Source organism: Streptomyces glomeratus (assembly GCF_021462825.1).
Lineage (GTDB): Bacteria > Actinomycetota > Actinomycetes > Streptomycetales > Streptomycetaceae > Streptomyces > Streptomyces glomeratus.
The window spans coordinates 73,121-93,500 of sequence record NZ_JAKEEB010000004.1; the positions used below are offsets into that span (position 1 = coordinate 73,121).

17 protein-coding genes are annotated in these 20,380 nt (G+C 71.7%); 6 read left to right on the top strand and 11 right to left on the bottom strand.

Translation table 11 applies throughout. From position 1 onward, the window contains the following. Positions 1-232 precede the first annotated feature (232 nt). The 3 genes from LZ604_RS06080 to LZ604_RS06090 form a co-directional block, all read right to left on the bottom strand. On the bottom strand, positions 233-1,969 hold the full coding sequence (locus tag LZ604_RS06080; RefSeq protein WP_234513202.1) for a S8 family serine peptidase: 1,737 nt from the start codon (positions 1,967-1,969) through the stop codon (positions 233-235). Between the two features lie 131 nt (positions 1,970-2,100). Continuing rightward, entirely contained in the window at positions 2,101-2,574 is a 474-nt protein-coding gene (locus LZ604_RS06085; RefSeq protein WP_234513203.1) for a hypothetical protein, read from the bottom strand. A 247-nt stretch (positions 2,575-2,821) separates the two neighbouring features. Next, on the bottom strand, positions 2,822-3,862 hold the full coding sequence (locus LZ604_RS06090; RefSeq protein WP_234513204.1) for an NAD(P)-dependent alcohol dehydrogenase: 1,041 nt from the start codon (positions 3,860-3,862) through the stop codon (positions 2,822-2,824). Positions 3,863-4,032: 170 nt separating this feature from the next. Between LZ604_RS06090 and LZ604_RS06095 the strand changes: the two genes are divergently transcribed. Next, positions 4,033-4,956 (top strand): helix-turn-helix domain-containing protein, encoded by a 924-nt coding sequence (locus tag LZ604_RS06095; protein ID WP_234513205.1) that lies wholly within the window; start codon positions 4,033-4,035, stop codon positions 4,954-4,956. An 82-nt stretch (positions 4,957-5,038) separates the two neighbouring features. Here the strand turns inward: LZ604_RS06095 and LZ604_RS06100 are convergent, their stop codons facing one another. From LZ604_RS06100 to LZ604_RS06110, 3 genes are all read right to left on the bottom strand, one after another. Further along, positions 5,039-8,341: a S8 family peptidase gene (locus tag LZ604_RS06100; RefSeq protein ID WP_234513206.1), complete on the bottom strand. Its 3,303-nt coding sequence runs from the start codon at positions 8,339-8,341 to the stop codon at positions 5,039-5,041. 438 nt (positions 8,342-8,779) lie between these two features. Then, positions 8,780-10,030: a L,D-transpeptidase gene (locus tag LZ604_RS06105; RefSeq protein WP_234513207.1), complete on the bottom strand. Its 1,251-nt coding sequence runs from the start codon at positions 10,028-10,030 to the stop codon at positions 8,780-8,782. 307 nt (positions 10,031-10,337) lie between these two features. Further along, a complete protein-coding gene (locus LZ604_RS06110) occupies positions 10,338-10,625 on the bottom strand; it encodes a hypothetical protein (RefSeq protein ID WP_234513208.1) in 288 nt (95 codons plus the stop codon). A 154-nt stretch (positions 10,626-10,779) separates the two neighbouring features. Between LZ604_RS06110 and LZ604_RS06115 the strand changes: the two genes are divergently transcribed. Beyond that, a complete protein-coding gene (locus tag LZ604_RS06115; RefSeq protein WP_234513209.1) occupies positions 10,780-11,175 on the top strand; it encodes a hypothetical protein in 396 nt (131 codons plus the stop codon). Between the two features lie 59 nt (positions 11,176-11,234). On the opposite strand, the gene hutH is transcribed toward LZ604_RS06115, so the two are convergent. From hutH to LZ604_RS06130, 3 genes are all read right to left on the bottom strand, one after another. Continuing rightward, entirely contained in the window at positions 11,235-12,773 is a 1,539-nt protein-coding gene (gene hutH / locus LZ604_RS06120) for a histidine ammonia-lyase (protein WP_234513524.1), read from the bottom strand. A 102-nt stretch (positions 12,774-12,875) separates the two neighbouring features. Then, positions 12,876-14,015 carry a GGDEF domain-containing protein gene (locus LZ604_RS06125; protein ID WP_234513211.1) on the bottom strand — a complete coding sequence of 380 codons (1,140 nt, stop codon included), beginning with the start codon at positions 14,013-14,015 and terminating at the stop codon, positions 12,876-12,878. 184 nt (positions 14,016-14,199) lie between these two features. After that, positions 14,200-15,006: an enoyl-CoA hydratase/isomerase family protein gene (locus LZ604_RS06130; RefSeq protein WP_234513212.1), complete on the bottom strand. Its 807-nt coding sequence runs from the start codon at positions 15,004-15,006 to the stop codon at positions 14,200-14,202. A 240-nt stretch (positions 15,007-15,246) separates the two neighbouring features. Here LZ604_RS06130 and LZ604_RS06135 point away from each other — a divergent pair, with 240 nt between their 5' ends. Further along, positions 15,247-15,855: a hypothetical protein gene (locus LZ604_RS06135; protein WP_234513213.1), complete on the top strand. Its 609-nt coding sequence runs from the start codon at positions 15,247-15,249 to the stop codon at positions 15,853-15,855. A gap of 19 nt (positions 15,856-15,874) precedes the next feature. On the opposite strand, the gene LZ604_RS06140 is transcribed toward LZ604_RS06135, so the two are convergent. Further along, positions 15,875-17,014, bottom strand: coding sequence for an adenylate/guanylate cyclase domain-containing protein (locus tag LZ604_RS06140; RefSeq protein ID WP_234513214.1), 1,140 nt, complete (start codon positions 17,012-17,014; stop codon positions 15,875-15,877). 184 nt (positions 17,015-17,198) lie between these two features. Then, the gene (locus LZ604_RS06145; protein WP_234513215.1) at positions 17,199-18,092 is read right to left on the bottom strand and encodes a biotin--[acetyl-CoA-carboxylase] ligase; all 894 of its coding nucleotides are present in this window, start codon (positions 18,090-18,092) and stop codon (positions 17,199-17,201) included. Positions 18,093-18,240: 148 nt separating this feature from the next. Between LZ604_RS06145 and LZ604_RS06150 the strand changes: the two genes are divergently transcribed. The 3 genes from LZ604_RS06150 to mmpB all read left to right on the top strand — a co-directional run bounded on the left by LZ604_RS06150 (position 18,241) and on the right by mmpB (position 20,378). Next, the gene (locus LZ604_RS06150) at positions 18,241-19,824 is read left to right on the top strand and encodes an acyl-CoA carboxylase subunit beta (RefSeq protein WP_234513216.1); all 1,584 of its coding nucleotides are present in this window, start codon (positions 18,241-18,243) and stop codon (positions 19,822-19,824) included. 23 nt (positions 19,825-19,847) lie between these two features. Further along, on the top strand, positions 19,848-20,057 hold the full coding sequence (locus tag LZ604_RS06155; protein ID WP_234513217.1) for an acyl-CoA carboxylase epsilon subunit: 210 nt from the start codon (positions 19,848-19,850) through the stop codon (positions 20,055-20,057). 192 nt (positions 20,058-20,249) lie between these two features. Beyond that, positions 20,250-20,378, top strand: coding sequence for a morphogenic membrane protein MmpB (mmpB, locus tag LZ604_RS35660; protein ID WP_267971020.1), 129 nt, complete (start codon positions 20,250-20,252; stop codon positions 20,376-20,378). Positions 20,379-20,380: the final 2 nt, after the last annotated feature.

The following is a 20,380-nucleotide window of genomic DNA, read 5'->3' on the forward strand; positions in this document are numbered from 1 at the left end:
ACACGGCCTGTGCACGAGTACTCCTGGCGGGACTTGATCACCGGCGTGGGACGGCCGGGGGCGGCGAGTCCGGGCAGCGGGCGGGAGGGTACGGCGGCTGCCGCGGGCTCGGGGGGCCTGTGACCGTACCAGCGCATCCGCCCCGGCGGTGCCCGGACACGCTGCGGCAGGCCGAACGGCACCCGTCCCTCGGGGCGGGTGCCGTTCGTGTGGCCTGCGGCGGGGAACGTGGCTAGCCGGCCAGGGACGCGGCGTAGGGCGGCAGGCCCGGAGCGAGTTGCACCCCCGGGGTCAGGCCGAGGGCGACCAGGGCGTCGGGCAGACCACGCCCGACGTGTGCCGCCTGGGCCGTGCCCGGTGCCGCCATCGGACGGCAGCTGGCGGCGATGATCTCGAACAGGTGCTGGACCCGGCCGGATCCGCGGGGCAGCAGCTGGCCGTGGAAGTCCTCGTGGTGGGCGAGGACGAGGGCGGCCAGGCCCACGACGTGCGCCGAGGCCGCGCCGGTGCCGTCGAGGGCCGTGTATCCGCCCCGCGGCGCGCACGACAGCACGGCCACCCCGGGGGCGGCCGCGTCGACCCCGGCGCCGTGACAGCTGAACGACGCCGCGAACAGGCCTTCGGGGGTCAGCTGCGGTCCGCAGTGGGTGGCCTGGGAGGTGTTCTGGGGGTACGAGCCGAAGGCGCCGAGCGCGCCCACGGCGAACACGGTCGGCAGCGAGCCCGGGAAGGCGACCGGCCCGCCGGAGTCGCCCGCCGGGGCGACACAGGCGATGCCCGCCATGGTGGCGTCGGCGAGCTTTCGGGAGACCAGGGGCGAGGGGTACGGGGCCGTCACGGCGATGTGGGCGATGTCGACCTCGCCCTCGATGCAGTGGTCCAGGGCGGCGATCAGATCGCTGAACCGCCCGTCGGGCATCACCTGGCAGACCTCGATCTCCGCGTCTACCGCGATGCCGATGACGCCCTTGCCGGTGTCCGCGCCCGCGATGATGCCCGCCGCGTGGGTGCCGGTGCCCACCCTGTCGTGGGCCCAGCCCCTCTCCTCGCCGCGTACGAAGTCGACGCCGGACCGCACCCGTTGCTTCAGGTCGGGATGCTCGGTGCTGACGCCCGAACCGATGAGCGCGATCCTGACGCCGAAGGCGCGGAAGGTGGGGGGCAGCCGGTCCAGCCGCATGGCCTGCTGGCCCCAGCCGTACTGCTGCCGCGTCTCGAGCTCCGGGTAGACCTGCGCCAGCGGGGTGAGGGTGACGAGGTTCTCCTGGGTCGCCGACAGGTCGGGGTGGAGGATCCAGCGGTCCGTGTAGCCGCCCGGGGGCCGGACATAGAGGGACTGGACGGACTGGGCGGTGTCCGTGGCCAGCGGGAGGGTGACCGTGCCGTCGGCGCCGGTGATGCCCTGGGCGGGCCAGGCCGCGCCGATCAGGAACACACCGGCGCCGGCCAGTGGTTCGCCGTCCGGGCCGCAGACGCGCAACGCGATCTTTGTCGGCTGGTCCAGTGGCATGACCAGGCCCGGGTCGCGCAGGGGCGGCTGCCCCGCGGCCGGTGCGGAGGCGGGTCCGGCTCCGGCCAGCGGCAGGTCCGGCTCGATGTGCACATGCAGCGACCGCAGCGCCGGCACCTGGGCCTCGGTCGTCTCGATCACCACGACCTCCGGGCAGGAGGGGGGCATTCCGGCCGACTGGAGCCGCTGCGACGGCCGGAGCCTGCGGACCACCTCGACCTCGGGCATCCTCTCCAACTGGTCGCACAGCGCGTCCGTGCCGGGTTCGGGGATCCCCGGTGGCAGCAGCTGCTGCGGCAGTGGTGCGACCATGTACCGCTGCCGGCGCGGGCGCACCGACAGCGCAGACTGCGCGTCCTTCCTGCGGGTCCCGCTCTGGCTGCCCTCGGGTCCCGGCCCGCCGGCTCCCGCGCCCTCGGCCCCGCTCCCGCGGTTGTTTCCGGGCCTTTCCTTGACCATTGCGTCCACCTTCACCACGCCTACGTCGTCCTTGTGCTCCTGATCCGGCGTCGGGCGGCCTGCGCTTCCACGGTGATGCGGTGTACCCGGGCACCGCTCCCGGGCACACCGCATCGCGCGCCGCCCTGGGGTCAGCCGATACCGAAGGGCTGACTCATCTGGCCGAAGCCGGGCTGCTGCTGGAACTGCGGGAAGGGCTGGCCGAACGACTGCTGGCCGCCCCACGGCATGCCCTGGATACCCGGCATGCCCTGCTGGCCCTGCTGGCTCTGCTGGAGCAGCGTCACGATGGCCAGCGGCAGAGCCTGCTGCACCGACTGCTCCACCGCCTGCCGGACGCCCGCGTGCAGCGTGTGATGCAGCGCGGTGGCGAGGTACGGGTGGGCCTGATGGGCCATGCCCTGCTGCTGGAGCTGCTGCTGGACCTGCTGGATGTGCTGCAGCGTCTGCTGCATGCGCTGCGCGATCTGCTGGCTCGCCTGCTGACACGCCTGCTGGATGGCCTGCTGGACGATCTGTCCGATCTGGGGCTGGGGACCGCTGAACTGCTGGCCGTACTGCTGCCCGAACTGCTGTATGGGCTGGGTACCGGTCATGACCGACATGAATGCTCCATTCGATGGCACCACTAGGAAAGCCGACATAAGGGTCTATGTGGGCTTTGTCGGGAGAATCCGACGCCCTGAAGCTACGGTCGCACCGCCCCGGCCGCAATCGGATGTCCGCCTCCGCCAAGGACCCGCGGCGCGCGTGCCGACGGCACCGCCGGCAGTCGCCGTCATCCGCCGGCCGACAGCGGAAAACGCCGTGGGGCGGCCCCTGGGGCCGCCCCACGGCGTGGTCGCACGATGCTCAGATGGTGGCCGCGTCGATCACGAAGCGGTACCGCACATCGCTGTTCAGCACCCGCTCGTACGCGTCGTTGATCTCGGACGCGCCGATCAGCTCGATCTCGGCGCCGATACGGTGCTCCGCACAGAAGTCGAGCATCTCCTGGGTCTCGCGGATGCCGCCGATGCCGGAGCCGGCCAGGGTCTTGCGGCCGGAGATCACCGAGAACAGGTTGAGCGAGATGGGTTCCTCGGGCGCGCCCACGTTCACCAGGGCACCGTCCGTCTTGAGCAGCGACAGGAACGCGCCGAAGTCCAGCGGCGCCGACACGGTCGAGACGATCAGGTCGAACGTGCCGCGGAGCTCCTCGAAGGTCTTCGGGTCGCTGGTTGCGTAGTAGTGGTCGGCGCCCAGCTTCAGCCCGTCCTCCTTCTTTCGCAGGGACTGGGAGAGCACGGTCACCTCGGCGCCCATCGCGTGCGCGAGCTTGACGGCCATGTGGCCGAGGCCGCCCAGGCCGACGACCGCGACCTTCTTGCCGGGGCCGGCGTTCCAGTGCCGGAGGGGGGAGTACGTGGTGATGCCGGCGCACAGCAGCGGCGCGGCCACGTCGAGGGAGAGCCCGTCGGGGATACGGACGGTGTAGTTCTCGTCGACGACGATCTTCTCGGAGTAGCCGCCGTAGGTGGGCTCGCCGTTCTTGTCGAGGGCGTTGTACGTGCCGATCATGCCCTTGAGGCAGTACTGCTCGAGACCTGCCTTGCAGTTCTCGCACTCCCGGCAGGAATCGACCATACAGCCGACGCCCACCCGGTCCCCGACCTTGAACCTGGTCACGCCGGAACCGACCTCGGAGACCACACCCGCGATCTCGTGGCCCGGGACCATCGGGAAGATCGCCTCGCCCCAGCCCTCACGGGCCTGGTGGATGTCCGAGTGGCAGATGCCGGCGAACTTGATGTCGATCAGGACGTCGAACTCGCCGACCTCGCGGCGCTCGATCGTGGTGCGCTCGAGCGGCGCCTTGGCGGCGGGTGCGGCGTACGCAGCAACGGTGGTCATGCCGGAGTTCACTCCTTGGGGGGTCGTGTGCCCGGCTGCCTTCTGCCGGACACGGAGTCCAGCCTGCCTGCCCGCACGGCTTCCACCCAGGCCACGGCTCTGCCTACGTTCGGCGGTCCTACCACTGACGGGGTCAGGCTCACACCCGTGCGAGCGGGAATACTGGACATATGAACGAACAGCCCGACTCCCTGCAGGCTCCCGCGGTGGAAGCCGGTCAGGGCCTGGACCGGCGGGCCGAGCTCAGCGAGTTCCTGCGCACCCGGCGGGCCCGCCTCAAGCCCGAGGACGTGGGGCTGCCCGACTTCGGACGGCACCGGCGCGTGCCGGGGCTGCGGCGCGAGGAGCTGGCGCAGCTGGCCGGGGTGTCCGTGGCGTACTACACGCGTCTGGAGCAGGGCAACGGACGCAACGTGTCCGCGGAGGTACTGGACGCGATCGCCCGCGCGCTGCGCCTGACGGATGCGGAGCACGCGCATCTGACGCATCTCGCCAAGCCGAAGGCGCACAAGAAGAAGCCGTCGGCGCGCTCACAGCACGTACGCGCGTCGCTGCGGCGGCTGTTGGACTCCTTCGACGGTGTCCCGGCGTACCTCGTGGGGCGGCGCGCGGAGATCCTCGCATGGAACCGGATGGCCGCGGCCGTCTTCGGGGACTGGGGCGAGATGCCGCAGCAGGAGCGGAACTGGGCGCGGATGGTGTTCCTGCGGCCCGAGTACCACGACCTGTTCGTGGACTGGGAGCAGAAGGCGATCGACATCGTGTGCCTGCTGCGGTATGAGGCGGGGTGCCACCCGGACGATCCGCGGCTGTCGGCGCTGGTCGGGGAGCTGTCGGTGAAGAGCGAGGAGTTCCGGCGGCTGTGGGCGACGCACGACGTCAAGGAGAAGAGCCACGGGCTGAAGCTGCTGCGGCATCCGCTGGTGGGTGAACTGGCTTTGGAGTACGAGTCGTTCAGGGTCCCGGACGACAGCGAGCTGGCGCTGGTGACGTACCACGCCGAGCCGGGCTCGGTGTCGGCGGAGGCGCTGCGGCTGCTGGCGAGCTGGGGCACGGACGCGACCCGCGCGGGCACCACGGCACACCGGCCCTGACCCCGCCCCGCCTCACGGGACCACCCCGGACACCGAACGGCCCGCCGGAAGGACTTCTTCCGGCGGGCCGTCCGTCAGTGGCTCACTTGCCGTAGAACGCGTTGTAGATCGAGATCGTCGACTTGTTGCCCTTCTTGTCGGCGATCTTGGCGTGGAACGACAGGCCCTGGCCCTTCGCCGGGTTCCTGTAGGTGATCGTGCCGTGCCGGACCGTCAGCTTCTTCCAGGTCTTGCCGTAGTCGTACGACACCCACACCCCGAGGGACCCGAGGTTGCGGCCCGCCGCCGAACCCTGCACGGTCACCGGGATGGTGACCGTCCTGCCGGCCACGACACGGCTGTCCAGGCCGGTGGTCGCGCCGAATCGGACCGAGGAGGTGGGCAGCTTGGCCGCGTCCGCCTTCTTGGACCTGAACGTCCAGCTCGCGTCGATGCGGGTGGACGCGGCGGCGACCTTCACACTGCGGATGACCGAGGTCGTCAGCTTGTACGAGGCGTCACCGGACGGCACCGTGAAGGCCTCGAGCCCGAACAGCGGGTCGCTGTTCGAGCCGACCTTGGTGCCGTTGCGGTAGAGCGTCGTCTTCACCGACATGAAGTCCGAGGAACCGGGGTGGCCCTGGCCGTCGGCGAACAGCGGCAGAAGGCCGTAGATCTGGTTGCCCGCACGGAAGATGCCGTAGTCGGAGCTGACCTTCGGCGCGAAGACGGCCTCGTTGAAGCTCCTGGTGTAGCTCTTGCCCGCCTGGAAGGCCTCGGGCTCCTCGATCGTGTAGTACGCCTCCGTGACCGGGAAGCCCTCGGGGTTCCTCTTGCCGCCGAACTGCGCGAAGTCGAACGCCCACCGGGCCTTGTCGCCGGTCGACACGTACAGCGTGCGGGTGCTGCGCAGCTTCTGCTGGACCAGGACGTTGGAGGCGAAGTCGTTCGGCAGTTCGCCGTAGACGCCGACCGCACCGGTCTTGCCGCTGCTCGCCGAGCCGAGGTTCACCTTCAGCGTGGCCAGCTCGCCGGCCCCGTAGTGGCGCACGTGCGCGCCCTCGAGCCGGCTGACATGGGCGCCGGTGAAGACGTCGTACTCGGCCGTGTCGCCCTTGGTCCACTGGCCGAACCAGCTCTGCCAGAGCCCGGAGGACACCGCCGGGCCGACGTGCGCGATGCGCAGGTCCTGGAAGGACGGCACGACGAGAGCGTCGCCGGAGCTCGTGCCCGCCGCCTCGTAGGTGTACGAGACCATCGCGGACGCCGGCTTGGCGGCGGCGTCCGGCACGGTGATGTCGGCGGACCTGGTCCGGGTCAGGTCGAGGGTGACCGTGGTGTTCCCGGTGACGCTCAGCTTGGGCTGGACCAGCCAGTCCGCGCCGCCCTCGATCGAGGCGGGGTTCTTCACCGAGACCGAGTCGAGCAGGTACGTGCCCTTGGGCACCCGGAGCGTCACGGTGTCGTCGGAGCTCTGGGAGAAGTACTCCCGCCCGTCGCCCGTGGGCGAGAGGTCCGCCAGGTCGGACAGGTGGACGGGGTGCTGCCCGTCACGGTCGACGTACTTCAGGGTGACGTCGTAGGACTCCACCTCGCGCTCCACGGCCGCGGCCGTGCGTACGCTCTGGCCGCCGCCGGTCGCCGTCACATAAGCCGAGTAGGCGCCGTTCGTGGTGCCGCCCAGCCTGGTGTCGGCGCTGACCGGCACCGAGGCCGTGCCGCCCGCCGGGACGGTCAGCGTTTTCGCGCCCAGCGTGAAGAAACCGGCCGGTGCCGCCTGGCCCTTGGGGCCGGTGGCGGTCAGCGAGAGCGACAGGGTGACGTCGGTCCTGCCCACGTTGCGGTACGTCAGCTGCCTGGTGACCGGCTTGTCGTCGGTGTGCGGCCACTGCGCGACGCCGAAGCTCAGGGACGACGGGTCGGCGAGCACGGTCTGCCTGATCGCCCGGTCCACCGCGATCCGGCCGGAGCCCTGCTGGAACGGGGTGTAGTTGCCGCCCTTGGCGGAGCCCGTCAGCGCGGACTTCAGCTCCGCGAACGTCCAGTCCGGGTGCTCCTGCTTGAGGATGGCGGCGGCGCCCGCGACATGCGGGGTCGCCATCGACGTGCCCGAGATGGTCAGGTAGCCGGCCGGCTTCTCGCCGACCTCCTTGTCGATGAGGCTGCCGGGGGCCGCGGCGGCGGTGATGTTCACACCGGGCGCGGTCACATCGGGCTTGATCGCCCCGTCGAGGCCCGGGCCACGGCTGGAGAAAGGCGCCAGCCTGTCGCCGTCGTCCACGGCGCCGACGGTGAGCGCGTCGGCCGCGCTGCCCGGGGAGCCGATGGTCCGGTCGCCCATCTCGCCCTCGTTGCCGGCGGCGACGGCGAACAGGATGCCCTTCTGCTCGGACAGCTTGTCGACCTCGGCCTCGAGCGGGTCGGTCCCGGGGCTGTCCGGGCCGCCCAGGCTCAGGTTGACGACGGCGGCGCCCTGCTGGGCGGCCCACTCCATGCCGGCGAGGATGCCGGAGTCGTCGCCGTACCCCTCGTCGTCGAGGACCTTGCCGCTGAGGATCTTCGCGCCGGGCGCGACGCCCTTGTACTTGCCGTGCGACTTCGCGCCGGTGCCGGCCACGATGGACGCCACGTGCGTGCCGTGGCCGACCTTGTCGGCGGTGGTGGCGGCGGTGGAGAAGTTCTTGGACTCGATCACCTGGCCCTTGAGGTCCGGGTGGTCGGCGTAGACGCCGGTGTCGAGCACGGCGACCTTGACGCCCTTGCCGTCGTAGCCCGCGTGCCAGGCCGTCGGGGCGCCGATCTGCGGCACGGACTTGTCGAGGCTGGCCCTGCGGACGCCGTCGAGCCAGACATGCGCGACCCCGGAGGCGGTGCGGTCGCCGTCGGTGACGGCCTTCCACAGCTCGGCCGCGTCCCGCTGGGGTGTCTGGACCGCGTCCGCGTTGAGGGACTTCAGGGTCCGGCGGAGGCTGCCCGCCTCACGCACCTCGGCCTTCGCCGCGCTCGCGGCGCCCCGGTAGCCGACGATGACCTTCAGGCCGTTCCTCTGGTCCTTGCGGGTCCGGGAGGCGTTGAGTTGGGTGATGTCGAACAGCCGCCGGTCGAGCTTCCCGGAGGCGATCATGGCGGCCGCGTCGGCCGGCACCACATAGGTGTGGCCGGCGACCCTCCGCACCTGCACCGGAACGTTTCCGCGGCCCTTCGCCCGCTCCAGGCCGACGACACGGCCCTTGGCGTCGACCACGACACGGTCACCGGTGATCAGGGTGATCCGCTGCCGGGCCGTCAGGCCCGGGGCGGCGGAGCGCTTCGCCGTCTCCGGCTTCGCCGACGCCGGGTTGGTCATACCCGCCGTCAGCGCCACGGCGGCCGCCGTGGCCACGGTCGCCGCGCATGCTCTCTTCACTTGTCTGCGCAAAACTCCCCCTGGAGGTGAGGTACCGGATGAACTCCCCGTTCACCCGGCCGGAGGGGTCCCGCACATGCGTACGTCAACCCCCCGAGCCACGCAGTATGCCGGGGGGCTGATCACGGCCTCAATAGAGCCGTGGATAACGAGTTGGGACGCGGCGCCGGCGCCTTCGGGAGCCCTACGAGGCGCCGTTCTCCTTAACCGTGATCCTGCCCTTGCGGATGGTCACGAGCCGCGGAGCGGCTGCTGCTTCCGATGTTCTCGCTGCACACCCCGGACACAAGAGAACGATGAGAAGGCCGTGGCGGACCTCGGGCCGGGCCCTACTCGCGCCCGGCAACCCCCCATGCGGGTCCGGCGGAACGGCGATGCCGCCGACTGCCCGGCAGGGGCGGTCGGCGGCATCGGGGGAGAGGTGTCGGCGTCCGGCGGTCAGACGGCCGAGCCCGCCTTCCACTGGGCCCAGCTCATGTTCCAGCCGTTGAGGCCGTTGTCCGGGGAGACGGTCCTGTCACCGGTGTTCGAGACGACCACGACGTCGCCGACGATCGAGTGGCTGTAGAACCACGCACCGGGCGTGCCCGGGTCCTTGGCGCCCTTCTGGTCCTGGATGCCGACGCAGCCGTGACTGGTGTTGACGCTGCCGAAGACGGAGGGTGAGCCCCAGTAGTTGCCGTGGATGAAGGTGCCGGACGTGGTCAGGCGCATGGCGTGCGGTACGTCCTTGATGTCGTACTCGCCCTTGCCGTCGGAGTCCTTGAAGCCGACCGTCGCGCCGTTCATCCGGGTCTGGGTGAACTTCTCGGAGATCACCATCTGGCCCTGGTACGTGGTGTGGTCGGGCGCGCCGGCGGAGATCGGGATGGTCTTGACGGTCCTGCCGTCCTGCGTGACCTTCATCTGCTTGGTCTTCGCGTCGACGTAGGAGACCTGGTTGCGGCCGATCCTGAAGGTGACCGTCTTCTGCTGCACGCCGTACACGCCGCTCGTGCCCTCGACACCGTCGAGGTTGAGCTTCATCGTGACGGTGGAGCCTTCCTTCCAGTACTGCTCGGGACGGAAGTCGAGCCGGTTGGCGCCGAACCAGTGCCCGACGACCTCCTGCCCGCTGCTGGAGGTGACGGTGATGGCCTTCTGCACGGCGGCCTTGTTGGTGATGGCCTTGTCGAAATTGATCGAGACCGGCATGCCGACGCCGACGGTGGAGCCGCTCTCCGGCGTGAAATTGCCTATGAAGGAGTGGGCCGGGGCCACGGTCGTGAACGAGGCGTTCTCATGGGCCTCTCGGCCCGCGGAGTCCTTTGCCGTCACGGCGACCTTGTACGTCGTCGCCCGCTCCAGCTGGCCGCTGGGCGCCCAGCTCTTCTTGTCGGCGGATATCTGGCCCGCGACCGACGTGCCGGATGCGGTGGTCATGGTGACCTCGCTCAGGACACCCTTGGCGACCGTCACCTTGGCCGCGTTGTTGATGGAGGCGTTGTCGGAGCCGTCGCCCGGCGTGATCTTGATCTGTGCCTCGGAGGTCTTCTGTGCGGCCGCCTCGTCGACCTTGGCCTGCGAGGTGGAGTCACCCCCGCTGCCACCGTCCGCCTTGTCGCCCCCGCTGCACGCGGTGAGCGCCAGCAGCCCGCCGAGCAGTGCGGTCGCGGTCACCAGACCCTTGCGCCGCTTACTGTCCGTCATCACACGCTTCTCCATCGTTGCCGAAACCCCAAAAGCCCGCACGGCCCCCGTAAGAACCATCAACGCTAAGGCCGGTACACCCCGTTCCACATCCGGCCGAGGTGTGGGCCACACCACGTCTTCCCGGCGGGCGGGTGAACAGTCGCCGCGTCCCGCGGGCCGCACCGTCGCCGCGTCGCGCGGGTCACACCGTCACCGTGTCGCGCGGTCGTGGTGGAACGCCGCTTGAGACGACGGAACCCCGGGTGCCGGTTGCCACCCGGGGTCACGACTGTCCCAAAGCACCTCGGCCGAGTCCGGCCCCTCGTCAGTACACGTCCCTCTCGGTGTCGTCATCGTCGTCGAGGACCCAGTCCGAGGAATCCGGGTCGTAGTCGATCTGCTCGCTGCTCCAGGACGCCTGGGCGAGTTCGACCCCCGACACCCGGCCGAGCAGCTCGGCCGGGTCGACGAGATACGCGAGCGCCTCGGCGGGGTCCTCCGTCACCGCGCTCTCGGTGTAGGCGCGCTCGCCCTCGGGCATGTCCGTGTCCTCCGCGACACGGCGCAGCGCGTCCTTGGCGACGGCGTCGGGATCGCGAACCTCGACAACCATTTCCACTCGAAGTCGGACAAACCGTGATGTCTCAGAAGTGGTCATGACGGGAGCGTACGGCGTGCGGGGGCCGCGACTTTCCCGCGACCCGCGACTTTCACTAGCATCGCTGCACACGGCCAATTCGCAACGCTCCAGGGGGGATCGGTATTCCGTGTCCGCCGCACGTCGATCATCGTCCACCGCACGCCGGACCCTGCTGACCGCCACCGCAGCCGGAACCCTGCTGGGTGCCCTGTGGTTCGTCCCCTCCGCCAACGCGACACCCGAGGCGCCGGGCCGGCAGACGGCGGTGTCCACCCGGACGTCCACAGAGGAGAGCACCACGAGAAACGCGGCGACGGCCGACGCGGCGGACACCGGCTTCGCCCGGACGACCACGACGCCGGCGGACGGCTCGGCGACGGACGGTACGGCGGCTGAGACCCAACTCGCGGACACCGGAAGCGTGGACACCACGCCGTACGTGGTGGGCGGCGCCCTCTTCCTGTGCCTGGGCGCGGGCTTCGTGACCTACTCGGTGCGCAGGGAGCGCATGGAGGCGTACTGACGGAGGCGCACCGAAGGGCCGCCGCCACGGGGTGACGGCGGCCCTGAAGACGGTGGCCCTTACGCCAGCGGCCCGGTGACACCCTCCACGGCCGCCAGGAGCCGCCCCGACCGCACGAAGGAGTCCGCCACCGCGAGGTCGGGGGCCAGGAAGCGGTCCGGGCCCGGGCCCTCGGCGCCCGCCTCGCGCAGGGCCGCGATCGCCGCCCGGCTGGCAGGGGCCGGGGTCAGACCCTCGCGCAGTTCGACGGCCCGGCTCGCCGCGTACAGCTCGATCGCCAGCACCCGGGTCAGGTTGTCCACCGCCGTGCGCAGCTTGCGCGCCGCCGACCAGCCCATCGAGACATGGTCCTCCTGCATCGCGGAGGACGGGATCGAGTCGGCGGAGGCCGGCACGGCCAGGCGCTTCATCTCGCTCACCAGCGCCGCCTGCGTGTACTGGGCGATCATCAGACCGGAGTCGACACCCGCGTCGTCCGCGAGGAACGGCGGCAGGCCGTGCGACCGGTTCTTGTCCAGCAGGCGGTCGGTGCGGCGCTCCGCGATCGACGCAAGGTCCGCCGCCGCGATCGCCAGGAAGTCAAGCACGTACGCCACCGGTGCACCGTGGAAGTTTCCGTTCGATTCCACGCGTCCGTCGGGCAGGACCACCGGGTTGTCCACCGCCGACGCCAACTCCCGCTCGGCGACCAGACGGGCGTGCGCCAGCGTGTCCCGGCCCGCGCCCGCGACCTGCGGGGCGCACCGCACCGAGTAGGCGTCCTGGACGCGCGGCGCGTCGTCCTGGTGGTGGCCCGTCAGGCCCGATCCCTTCAGCACCGCCAGCATGTTGGCGGCCGAGGCGCCCTGCCCGGGGTGCGGGCGGATGGCGTGCAGTTCCGGCGCGAGCACCTTGTCCGTGCCGAGCAGCGCCTCCAGCGAGAGCGCCGCCGTGACGTCGGCCGACTTGTAGAGCGTCTCCAGGTCCGCCAGAGCCATGATCAGCATGCCGAGCATGCCGTCGGTGCCGTTGAGGAGCGCGAGGCCCTCCTTCTCGCGCAGTTCGACGGGGCTGATGCCGTGCTCGGCGAGGAGTTCGGCGGCGGGGCGTACGACGCCGTCGGGGCCCTCGGCCTCACCCTCGCCCATCAGCGCCAGCGCACAGTGGGAGAGCGGAGCGAGGTCGCCGGAGCAGCCGAGCGAGCCGTACTCGTGCACGACCGGGGTGATGCCGGCGTTGAGGAGGTCCGCCATGGTCTGCGCGACCTCGGGGCGCACACCGGTGTGTCCGGAGCAGACGGTCTTCAGCCGGAGGAACATCAGGGCACGGACGACCTCCCGCTCCACCCGCGGGCCCATACCGGCCGCGTGCGAGCGGACGATGTTGCGCTGGAGCTGGGTGCGCAGCTCCTGGCTGATGTGCCGGGTCGCCAGGGCGCCGAAGCCGGTGCTGACGCCGTAGACCGGATCCGGCTTCGCCGCCAGCGCCTCCACGATCTCGCGGGCCGCCGCGAGGGCCGCGCGGGCCTCCTGCGAGATCTCGACCCTGGCGTCCGCCCGCGCCACGGCGAGCACGTCGGACGCGGTCAGCCCGGACGTCCCCACCACCACAGTGTGCATATCCATATTCAGGAGCGTACGCAGTGAATTCCGGGATGTCACTAGGGGTGCTGTCACGAGTGGGTAGCGGGAGGGCCCCTTACCGCCGCCCGGGGCCGGCCGTCAGTGACGGCCGCGGATACGGCGGCGCTCCCCCGCCGCGGGAGGCGGTGCGTCGGCCAGCCGTACGACCGGGTCGTCGGGCCCCTCGCGGCCCGCGACCACGGGCTTCGTGGCACCCAGCGCCTTGGCGCGGTACTGGGCCGCGTCCGCGAGCCGGAACAGCCGGCGGGCCGAGCGGACCGGACCGATCGGATCCCCCGTGGAGGCGACCCCGCAGGCGACGCCGTCGCCCAGCTCCAGATCCGCGGCGCGCCGGCACACTTCGTCGGCGATCCGGACCACCTCGTCGGCCGGCGGGCCGACCGCGAGCAGACAGAACTCGTCCCCGCCGAGGCGGGCGGCGAGGGCGCCCGGCAGCATGGCGCCGCACAGCGAGAGAACCGATCCGAAGCGTTCCAGCAGCCGGTCGCCCACGGCGTGCCCGCGGGTGTCGTTGACCCGCTTGAGCCCGTTCAGGTCGCAGATGACGAGCGAGACCACCTCCCCGTCGCCGCGGTGCCGTTCGATCGCCTCCTCCAGGCGCACATCGACGGCGCGGCGGTTGGCGAGGCCGGTGAGCGCGTCGGTGAAGGCGAGCCTGCGGGCCTCCTCCAGGCGCTCGGACTGGGCGAGACCCGCGGCGACGACGGAGGCGAGGACCGTGGCGAAATCGGCGTCGGCACGGTCGAAGAGGGGCGCTTCGGCCGCGCGGGCGACGTACAACTCGCCCCAGGCGCGGCCGTGCAGGAGGACGGGCGCGACCACACAGCAGCCGCGGCCGCGGCGGCGTAGTGCGGCGACCCGCTGGTGGGAGTATCCGGCGTGCCCCTCGGCAGGCCCCTGCACCGTTTCCACCCAGGCGCTCGGACCGCCGCCACCCGCCCAGCGCTCGTGCAGGAACTCGGTGATCTCCGGGAACTGGTGCACCGGGTACGTCTCGTCCTCGGGGAACTCCTCCTCGTCGGGCGCGCGGTCCCCGACGTTCGCCAGGACCCGCAGCCGTCCGCCCTCGCGCTCCCACACCGAGAGCGCGGCGAAACTCCCGGCGAGCGCCCGGCACGCCCCCAGTGCTGCGGCCCGCCAGGTCTCCGGCGGGGTGTGCGCCGCCGCCATGCCCTGCGCCAGCGCCACCACGGCCTCCAGCCGGCTGTCCTCGACCACGACTCCAGGCTAGGGACGATCAGCACCATATGAGACATCGGTGCGGCGATCAGGGGTCCGGCCCCACCGGGGGCCGCACGCCCCGCCGCCACGGAACCGTTCGCCCGCCGTCACGGTGCGCCCGCCTCACCGGCACAAGGTCACGCGCCACGCCGCCCGGAGAGCCGCCCCACCCCGTCCGGGGCTATTCGCCCGGCCACTGGGGGCTGCGCTTCTCGTTGAAGGCGGCCACCCCCTCCGCGCGGTCTCCCGAGAAGGCCACCGAGCGCCACGCCGCGTCCTCGACCTCGAGGCCGGCCCGCAGATCGAGGCCGTGGCCCAGCCGCAGGGCACGCTTCGCGGCGCGCAGCCCCACCGGGGAGTTCGCGGCGATACGGGCCCCGAGAGCGAGCGCCTCCTCGCGGTCCCGGCCCTCCGGGACCAGCTCGTCGATCAGCCCGAGCCCCCGCGCCTCGGCCGCCTGCAGCCGCCGCGCCGTGAAGATCAGCTCCGCCGCGCGGGCCGCGCCCACCCGGCGGGGCAGCAGCTGGGTGCCGCCGCCGCCCGGGATCACCCCGACGGACACCTCGGGCAGCCCCACCACCGCCGTGCCGTCCGCCACGATCAGGTCGCAGGACAGCGCCAGCTCGAAGCCACCGCCCAGCGCGAACCCGTGCACGGCTGCGATCGTCGGCATCGGCAGCTCCAGGACCCCGGTGTACGCGGCCCGCGCGACGGGGCGCTGGCGCACCAGATCGGCGTCCGTGAAGGAGTTCCGCTCCTTCAGGTCCGCACCCACGCAGAAAGCCCGCTCGTGCGTCGAGGTCAGCACGGTGACCCGGGCGTCCCGGTCGGCGGCCAGGTGATCGCAGGCCGCGGCGATCGAGCGCGCCATCTCGGTGGACACCGCGTTCATCGCCTTGGGCCGGTCCAGCGCCAGCTCCGCGACGTACGCGTGCCGCCGTACGACGACGTGCTCGCCGAACCGCCGCTCGTCCGCCTGCTCCGCCATGACACCCTCCCGGTTAACGCGGGTTAACTCTCGACCTCCCGATCATCGCAGCCGAGGCGCCCTTTCGAAAGCCGTCATGTCCCTCCGCCGAACGCGGCCGCCGACGCCGTCACAGTCGGCCGCCCTCCCCTTTCGAGTGATATTCGACCCTTCTCGGCCCCGCCTCCCCCCAACCGGGACATAACCTGCCCACCGCCAGAGCGCATCGGGGGGAGTGCGGGCGGACCGGGAGGGACGAGCATGACGACGGACACGGCCACCGGCGAGACCACGACCACCGCGCACGGAGGCACGGGCCCCCTCCGGTTCCGTCCCGCGGGCCGGCACCGCAAGCCCCGTCCGCGGCGGATGGCCCTGGCGGTCGGCGGGCTCGCGCTCGCCGCCGGGGCCCTGAGCCTCGTACGTCTCGCTCCGGAGACGGTCACGGGCGGTGGCGGGACCGCCGAGGCCGAGCCCCGGATAGACGCCACCGACACGGCGGCCACGGTCGGAACGGCCGGAACCGTGCCGCGCGGCAGCGCGGACCGCCCGTCCACCACCGCCGTCATACGGGCGGCGGGCGCGAGCCCGGCCGCGACATCGGCCACGCACCCCTCCGGCCGGCCGTCCTCCTCGGCCTCGGACGCCGCCGGCGCCACCGACCCCTCGACCGGCATCCCCGAGGCTCCCTCGACGCCGACGGTCCCCGGTACGCACGGATCCGCGGCTGCCCCGGCACCCAGTACCCCGCGGCCCGCACCCTCCACGACCGCCCCCACGCAGACGCCCGCGCCCGCCCCGAACCCTCCGGGCCTGTGCGTCCCGATCGTGGGCCTGTGCGTCAACGGGCTGCCGGCGGTGGGCGGCTGAGCACCCGACGGGCGCCCTCCTACGTCATCCCGTCACGCCGCGTCAGCAGCCACGGTTCGATCACACCGAGGCCACGTACCGGACGCTGCCACATCGGCTGGAGCGCGAAACGGTACGAGGGCGGCTCCTTGCCCTCCTTCTCCGCGGCCGCCGCGGCCTCGGCGGCCTCCGTCTCGGAGGCGGGCGCCTCTGTCGTGCGGATCAGCTCCTCCGCGAACGCGCCGTCGACCAGAACCGCGTCCCGCGGGGCTATGGAAGTGAGCCGGCTCGCCAGGTTCACCGTCGTACCGAACACATCGCCCATCCGGGTGGTCACCGTGCCGAAGGCGATACCCACGCGCAGTTCCGGCATCGTCTCGTCGTTGGCCATCGTCTCGATGAGGCGAAGGGCGATCTCCGCAGCCGTACCGGCGTCGTCCGCCGCGAACAGCACCTCGTCGCCCAGCGTCTTGATGAGGCGGCCGCCGTGCGCGGCGACCAGGTCGGCGGCGGTGGTCTCGAACGCCTCCACGAGCTCGCCGAGTTCCTCCTCCTCCATGCGGCGCGTCAGACGCGTGAAGCCGACGAGGTCCGCGAAACCGACGGCGAGCCGGCGGTCCACCATCTCCTCGTCGTCGGCGGCCTGGACGACCCGGCCGGTCGCGGCGGCGAGCTGGCGCCGCCAGACATAGATGAGGAACTCCTCCAGCTCCGGCAGGAGCAGTTCGACCAGGGGGTAGGTGACCTCGGTACGGGTCATGCCGGGCTCGGGGGGCTCCGTGAGGCCCTCCAGGAAGGAGTCGATCTGCCACTCGGCCAGCCGGGCGGTGGTCTGCCCGGTGGAACGGGCCACCTGCACCGCCATCGCCTCGCTCAGCAGTCCCGCCTCGACCAGACCGGCCAGGCGGCGCAGGGCCAGAACGTCCGCCTCCGTGAGGGCCTTGGCCTGCCCTATGTCCGCGAAGCCCATCGCCCGCCAGAAGCGGGACGCCAGCTCCATGGAGACGCCCGCACTGCGGGCCGCCTGGAAGGGGGTGTACCGGCGCTCGGCCCCCAGAATGAGCTGCTCCAGGCGGAGCGCGAGGGGGTTCTCCTCGGGCTCGGCGTGAGCGTCCCGCCCCGGTTCACCGTCGGGGGCGGGGTGTACGCCCGTGCCCGAGCCCGTGTCGTCGACGGTCACGCGTGCTGCCCTTCCGATCTGGCCACGGTCAGGTATCGACCGCGGTCAACTCTACGGCAGGTGTGCGGTAGCTCACTCCTTCAGGAGTGGCCGACGACGGGGACATGTGCGTGTTCCCCGGTGGCCGAAGGCACACGACCGCCCCCGCGCTCAGGGTGGCCGAAGGCGCACGACGTCCGCCCGCTCACGCGGGCCGAAGGTGCACGATGTCTCCCGCTCCCACCGGCTCCTGCACCCCGTCCTGTGTCGCGAGCACCAGCCGGCCGTCACCGTCGATCGCCACCGCCTCACCGGTGACGGACCGGTCGCCCGGCAGTTCCGCGCGGACGAGGCGCCCCAGCGTGGCGCTGCCGGCCGCGTACGTCTCCTGCAGGCCGCAGGCCGCCGGGTCGCCGTCCGCCGCGCGCCACCGGCCGTACCAGTCCTCCAGCGAGCGCAGCACCGCCCGCAGCAGCGGGTCACGGTCCGTGGTGCGGGCACCCGCGAGGACCAGGGAGCCCGCGGCGGGCACCGGCAGCTCGTCCTGCCGGAGCGTGACATTGATGCCGACACCGACGACGACCCCGTCCTCGCCCGCGCGCTCGGCGAGGATCCCTCCCGCCTTGCGCTCCTGGCCACCCACGGTGACCAGGAGGTCGTTGGGCCACTTGAGTGCCGTGTCGACGCCCGCGGCCCGGGCGACCCCCGTCGCGACGGCGACCCCGGCGAGCAGCGGCAGCCAGCCCCAGCGTCCGATCGGCACGCCGGCGGGCCGCAGCAGGACCGAGAAGAACAGTCCGGAGCGGGCCGGGGCCGTCCAGGTGCGGTCCAGCCGCCCGCGTCCCGCGTTCTGCTCCTCGGCGACCAGGACGGCGCCCTCGGCGGTCCGGCCGGCCGCGGCGAGGGCCACGAGGTCGCTGTTGGTGGACCCGGTGCGCTGCACCACATCGATCCCGGACCACAGCCCGCCCTCCCGCACCAGCGCGTGGCGCAGCGCGGCGGCGTTCAGGGGCGGCCGTTCCAGATCGGACCAGCGGCCGCCGCCGCCCGTGGCGTCGTTGCGGTGATCGTTCTCGTCTGAGGCATCTCGCGGCATCATGCAAGCCACCCTAGGTGTGGTAAACGCCGCACTGCTGATCAGTGGGCACCGCCACTACGCTACGGATGAGTAACCGTTCGTTCTTCTGAGCATTCTCGTTGCACCTCACCCTCACGTCCCCACTGAGCAGGCAGGGAGCCGCATCCCGATGTCCGAGCCGGAAGAGATCGACATTCACACCACCGCGGGCAAGCTGGCGGACCTCCAGCGCCGTGTCCAGGAGGCGACGCACGCCGGCTCGGAGCGCGCCGTCGAAAAACAGCACGCCAAGGGCAAGCTGACGGCCCGTGAGCGGATCGAGCTGTTGCTGGACGAGGACTCGTTCGTCGAGCTGGACGAGTTCGCCCGGCACCGCTCCACCAACTTCGGGCTGGACAAGAACCGCCCGTACGGGGACGGCGTCGTGACCGGTTACGGCACCGTGGACGGCCGGCCCGTCGCCGTGTTCTCCCAGGACTTCACGGTCTTCGGCGGAGCCCTCGGCGAGGTCTACGGCCAGAAGATCGTCAAGGTCATGGACTTCGCCCTCAAGACCGGCTGCCCGGTCATCGGGATCAACGACTCCGGCGGCGCCCGCATCCAGGAGGGCGTGGCGTCCCTGGGCGCGTACGGCGAGATCTTCCGCCGCAACACCCACGCCTCCGGGGTGATCCCGCAGATCAGCCTGGTCGTCGGCCCCTGTGCGGGCGGCGCGGTGTACTCCCCCGCGATCACCGACTTCACGGTGATGGTCGACCAGACCTCGCACATGTTCATCACCGGTCCGGACGTCATCAAGACGGTGACCGGCGAGGACGTCGGCTTCGAGGAGCTGGGCGGCGCCCGCACCCACAACACCGCCTCCGGCGTGGCGCACCACATGGCCGGGGACGAGAAGGACGCGATCGAGTACGTCAAGCAGCTGCTGTCGTACCTGCCGTCCAACAACCTGTCCGAGCCCCCGGCCTTCCCGGAGGAGGCGGACCTGTCGGTGACCGACGAGGACCGCGAACTGGACGTGCTGGTCCCGGACAGCGCCAACCAGCCGTACGACATGCACACGGTGATCGAGCACATCCTGGACGACGCCGAGTTCTTCGAGACACAGCCACTGTTCGCGCCGAACATCGTCACCGGCTTCGGCCGGGTCGAGGGGCGCCCGGTGGGCATCGTCGCCAACCAGCCGATGCAGTTCGCCGGCTGCCTCGACATCGACGCGAGCGAGAAGGCGGCCCGCTTCGTGCGCACCTGCGACGCCTTCAACGTGCCCGTGATCACCTTCGTCGACGTGCCCGGGTTCCTGCCCGGCGTCGACCAGGAGCACACCGGCATCATCCGCCGCGGCGCCAAGCTGATCTACGCCTACGCCGAGGCGACCGTCCCGCTGATCACGGTGATCACCCGCAAGGCGTTCGGCGGCGCTTACGACGTCATGGGCTCCAAGCACCTGGGCGCGGATGTGAACCTGGCCTGGCCGACCGCCCAGATCGCGGTGATGGGCGCTCAGGGCGCGGTCAACATCCTGCACCGCCGCACCATCGCCGAGGCGGACGACCCGGAGGCGACCCGGGCCCGGCTGATCCAGGAGTACGAGGACACCCTCCTCAACCCCTACGTCGCGGCCGAGCGTGGCTACATCGACGCCGTGATCATGCCGTCCGACACCCGCCGCCATGTCGTGAAGGCGCTGCGGCAGCTGCGCACCAAGCGGGAGTCCCTGCCCCCGAAGAAGCACGGAAACATCCCCCTGTAAACCCCGGACCCTTGGGAGCGGACATGACGATCAAGGTCGTACGGGGCAATCCGACCCCGGAGGAGCTGGCCGCCGCACTGGCGGTGGTCCGAGCCCGCGCCGCGGCGGCGGCCGCCATACCGCCCGGCGTGGCGCGGCACAGCGACTCCTGGGCCGACCCGGCCCGCATCGCCACCCACCGACTGCCCCAGCCGAGCCCGACGGCGTGGAGCCGCACGTACTGGCCGGGCTAGCCACCCATCGCCCCCGCCCGGGCCCGGACCCGGGCGGGGCCGCCGGACAGCGCCGGGGCCCGTCAACCGGAGGGCCGCTCCACCTGCCCCACCTGCCTCACCAGCCCCATGTGTCCCAGGCGGGAGCCGCGCGGCGAAGTTGAGTACGAGTACTCAGGCGTCGGGACGCGCCCCGGCCGCACGATCGAAGACATGCTGTGGTCCGACCCCGAGAACGAGCCGCCCAAGGAACTGCGCGACATGCAGGACATGTTGCGGCGACTCGGGGTCCTGATGGCGCTGGCCAGCCTGCTGGCAATGATCGTCATCGGCATCCGGTGAAC

What these genes read in the sequence shown, in the direction of transcription:
- LZ604_RS06080 (WP_234513202.1), bottom strand. Translation starts at nt 1,969, where the DNA reads ATGGTCAAGGAAAGGCCCGGAAACAACCGCGGGAGCGGGGCCGAGGGC.
- LZ604_RS06085 (WP_234513203.1), bottom strand. Translation starts at nt 2,574, where the DNA reads ATGTCGGTCATGACCGGTACCCAGCCCATACAGCAGTTCGGGCAGCAG.
- LZ604_RS06090 (WP_234513204.1), bottom strand. Translation starts at nt 3,862, where the DNA reads ATGACCACCGTTGCTGCGTACGCCGCACCCGCCGCCAAGGCGCCGCTC.
- LZ604_RS06095 (WP_234513205.1), top strand. Translation starts at nt 4,033, where the DNA reads ATGAACGAACAGCCCGACTCCCTGCAGGCTCCCGCGGTGGAAGCCGGT.
- LZ604_RS06105 (WP_234513207.1), bottom strand. Translation starts at nt 10,030, where the DNA reads ATGACGGACAGTAAGCGGCGCAAGGGTCTGGTGACCGCGACCGCACTG.
- LZ604_RS06110 (WP_234513208.1), bottom strand. Translation starts at nt 10,625, where the DNA reads ATGGTTGTCGAGGTTCGCGATCCCGACGCCGTCGCCAAGGACGCGCTG.
- hutH (WP_234513524.1), bottom strand. Translation starts at nt 12,773, where the DNA reads ATGCACACTGTGGTGGTGGGGACGTCCGGGCTGACCGCGTCCGACGTG.
- LZ604_RS06130 (WP_234513212.1), bottom strand. Translation starts at nt 15,006, where the DNA reads ATGGCGGAGCAGGCGGACGAGCGGCGGTTCGGCGAGCACGTCGTCGTA.
- LZ604_RS06135 (WP_234513213.1), top strand. Translation starts at nt 15,247, where the DNA reads ATGACGACGGACACGGCCACCGGCGAGACCACGACCACCGCGCACGGA.
- LZ604_RS06145 (WP_234513215.1), bottom strand. Translation starts at nt 18,092, where the DNA reads ATGATGCCGCGAGATGCCTCAGACGAGAACGATCACCGCAACGACGCC.
- LZ604_RS06150 (WP_234513216.1), top strand. Translation starts at nt 18,241, where the DNA reads ATGTCCGAGCCGGAAGAGATCGACATTCACACCACCGCGGGCAAGCTG.
- LZ604_RS06155 (WP_234513217.1), top strand. Translation starts at nt 19,848, where the DNA reads ATGACGATCAAGGTCGTACGGGGCAATCCGACCCCGGAGGAGCTGGCC.
- mmpB (WP_267971020.1), top strand. Translation starts at nt 20,250, where the DNA reads ATGCTGTGGTCCGACCCCGAGAACGAGCCGCCCAAGGAACTGCGCGAC.